At 33.7% G+C, this 3,384-nt stretch carries 3 protein-coding genes; 1 reads left to right on the forward strand and 2 read right to left on the reverse strand.

From position 1 onward, the window contains the following. A partial coding sequence (locus tag Q0X89_RS04275) for an FRG domain-containing protein (protein WP_297691473.1) occupies window positions 1–642 on the reverse strand: 642 nt, incomplete at its 3' end. A gap of 122 nt (window positions 643–764) precedes the next feature. Here Q0X89_RS04275 and Q0X89_RS04280 point away from each other — a divergent pair. Then, window positions 765–1,001 carry a hypothetical protein gene (locus tag Q0X89_RS04280; RefSeq protein ID WP_297691475.1) on the forward strand — a complete coding sequence of 79 codons (237 nt, stop codon included), beginning with the start codon at window positions 765–767 and terminating at the stop codon, window positions 999–1,001. A gap of 83 nt (window positions 1,002–1,084) precedes the next feature. Here Q0X89_RS04280 and Q0X89_RS04285 read toward each other — a convergent pair whose 3' ends face one another. Continuing rightward, entirely contained in the window at window positions 1,085–2,812 is a 1,728-nt protein-coding gene (locus tag Q0X89_RS04285) for a right-handed parallel beta-helix repeat-containing protein (protein WP_297691477.1), read from the reverse strand. Window positions 2,813–3,384: the final 572 nt, after the last annotated feature.

Below are 3,384 nucleotides of genomic sequence, written 5' to 3' on the forward strand. Positions count from 1 at the left end.
AAAGCAAAAAGCACCTCTTTGTGTTTCTATTCTTTTGTTTGGATATGAGGGTTTAATAATGGTTGGAGTATCATCTATTGGAGTTTTTGGATATTTATCAATGAGTCCTGATTTAATTTCTTCAACATCGAAATAAGAACCAACTCTTCTGACATGATCTGATAAATGGAGTTCGTTATAATTATCCTTAAAATAATATACATACCCACTATTATCAATACACTTTGAACACGCAAAATACAGTGCAACAAGTAAGTCTGTCGTTATATCCGTAAGTCTTGTGGGATAATCATAATGCTGTGCAAGTGCTGTCCAGTGAAACAAGTCCTCGTTATTTAAATCTATTTTCTTCTTATAATCATCAATAAAAGTAGTAAAGTAACTGTCTGTGAATTTTTTATTTATTAAGTCCTTTTGACATTGTTCAAGGATTTTTAATTCTCCTTTAGTAAATGTAGTATTTGGAGTTAATGGTGTATCGTCTATCCCTACTGGATCTTTACGCCAAACTTTTGGTAAAAATGGTATATCATACTCTTTAGGTTCTCCACGTGCGTATGCAAAATTTGGAAATTCAATAACTGTTTCAAATAATTCAGGAATTGATTCAATTAACAATGTTGTCCCATTTTTATGTGGCATCTGGAAGGTTTGTCATAAAAATAACATATAAAAATGCCAGAATTGATTTAATTACGACTAAATGATCCTAAATCATTCCACACCTACATTACAGTTGCACTCAACATAATTAAATTAGTACAATGACCCTCTACGAATACAAGATGCTTTCAGAAGATGAACAATGGGATACTGTATTCTCTAAAGGTAAGTTCTTGGATATTGTTATTGAAAGTAATTCTAAATACGTCCTTTATGCAATAGATATGTTCTTTGATGAGGTACTATGGGATATAGAACAAGATGAGATTATAGGCAAGGGAGTATTCAAAGAAGGGGAAAGCCTGGATAGGTACAGCAATGTTTCTAAGGAGTTGTGAAACAAAAAACTCCCCAAAATCAGAGGAGTTTTTAAAGAATAGCTCAAATATGACTCTAAAGAGTCTAATTTTTGAATATCACTTCAATTATTCACAACACAAGTTGTTCCAAAGTTATTATTGGTTAATACTGTACCAATTACAGGACCTGTTAGGTCATCTTCTACAAAGTCACAAATGCTATTACCTCTTGCCGTATTGTTAGTAAGAATAGCATTTTCCAAGCCACTAAGTCCAATACCATTTTTATTACCATTGGCTACATTGTTATACAAGTTAAAAGTTACGTTGGGATTTTGTCCAAAGAAGTCAGAAAAGGCTGCTGCAACGATACCACCCGCAACAGTGCCTTTATTATTATTAGCCTTACAATTCGAGACTATATGGCTAAAGCTATTAGAAGGACCATAATACGAATACCCCACCGCTATTGCAGCTCTAATATAAAATGGATACGGCAGGGGGTCGCCAACGGCTATATTATTGCTTACTACACAATTATCTATGATTATAGAACCATTAACAGCTTGCGGAATTGTAGTTACTCCGAAACAACCAAGTTGAGACTTAATTAATGCGCCTCCATTATTATTTACTTTGCAATTTATGAGTGAATTTGTTCCACGTAAATTAAAAACTAAAGCAATACCTCCTCCGTTATTATATTCTACGATACAATTATCAATTTTACAATCTGTTGCGTTAACCAAATTAATCCCTTCTGAAAAGACATTTTCCGAGCCGTCAGCATCTTTATTATTCACCTCACAATTACGTATAACACTGGCTTCGACATGCACCATTACAAGGCCTCTGCTAAACCATCCACCATTATAATTTTTAACCGTACAATTAAGGATTTGATTATTTTTCCCTCTGTTTTCAAAGGAACCACCAATAAAAGTTACACCATCTCCTCCAACATTTTGAATATTACATCCTTTGATAATGTTATCATTATTGTTTCCCTCGAATAAGACACCTGCCCCATCAATATTGCCTCCATTTTCAATGTGGCAATCTTTTATTTCATTGTTGGTAGAGTTATTAAACAGCAGATGGGCGAATGTGTTTATACCTCCATAAATAGTATTTGATTTGAACTCATTATCGGAGCAATCTTGCGCACTTATGCCACTTATTAAGGTATTACCCTCATCACTTATTGTGTTATCCTTTATTGTGCATCCAGATACGTTATTCATCAAAATAAGGGCATCAGTTTCTGTAGATAGAGACTTCAATTTATTGTTAAGAACTTTAGCACCATTAGCCCCACTACCTATCACTAATTTAATTTGCAAATCAAGATTGCTCACTTCTATATCTTCAGCCAATAAATTAATAGCTGTTCCACTAATTGAAGAATTGTCAGCTCCTTTAATTTTAATACCTTGAACATCTACGAAGACTTCACCCTGATTTTCAAGATTCCCGATAATTTGTATTTCACCATTAGGTTCTGCATTATCTACCGCTTCCTGTAGTGAAGCGTAATCTTCTGGTACTTTGATTAAAGATTTCTTATTTACGAAACTCAGGTTATCTAATTGATTTTTTCTAAAGGAAACTCTTTCCGCTTTTGTTTCAGTTAATCGTAAAAAAGCTAATGCCGTATTACGCTTAATTAAGTCCGACTCTTTTTTGATATTATTTAACTGCCTTTCATAATCAGCTTTATAGCTGTCTACAGCTTTAAGCCAAGCAATTTTTTCTTGATTTAATTGTGATTCATTTTCTAGTGTAATTTCTTCTTCGGAACAAGAAGCGATTAAGAGAATCGCCAATAATGGAATAAGTAATCTTTTCATAATAAAGTGTGTAAGGTTTTGGACGTTGTCTGGTTCTTAGGTTACATTTCTAACCAGATACAACGACCTTCATCTTGAAAGAAATGCTCTATACAAGCGTAAAAGAATATGTATTTAAGATAGAAATAATTAAGCCAAATAAATTTAAGTAAAGGACGAACTACTTGAATTATTGTCCGAGTAGCTTTCTTCACTTTTCAAAGGTTTTAAAAGACAAGATAATATCCTAGTAAAGATATTGTTGGATCGGGCAGAATGTTGCATGAATAATAACGAAATATTAGGCAAAGGACAATTCAAAGAAGAAGATAGCCTGGACAAGTATTCTAATGCTCCTAAGGAGATTTGATTAACTATGGCCTAACCCCCCCCAATTGCCTTCTTAATTGAAAGTCTAAATATGCGCACATAATTTTTTCCCTGTTTTGATTTTTGCCTTGGGATTAAGCTCCGCCAATTGGCGGATCATGATCTCCTGATAAAGCTCCGCTTTGAAAACCACAAAAGGAATCCCTTCGCTTTATTTCAAAAAAGAAGCGAGCTCCTTTTTGAAACTCGCTTGTATTTCCAAC

It is taken from the genome of uncultured Eudoraea sp., assembly GCF_947258525.1.
In the GTDB taxonomy this organism is placed as follows: domain Bacteria; phylum Bacteroidota; class Bacteroidia; order Flavobacteriales; family Flavobacteriaceae; genus Eudoraea.

Excerpts from the sequence above, each read along its gene's own strand:
- Q0X89_RS04280 (WP_297691475.1), top strand. The coding sequence starts at position 765 with ATGACCCTCTACGAATACAAGATGCTTTCAGAAGATGAACAATGGGAT.
- Q0X89_RS04285 (WP_297691477.1), bottom strand. The coding sequence starts at position 2,812 with ATGAAAAGATTACTTATTCCATTATTGGCGATTCTCTTAATCGCTTCT.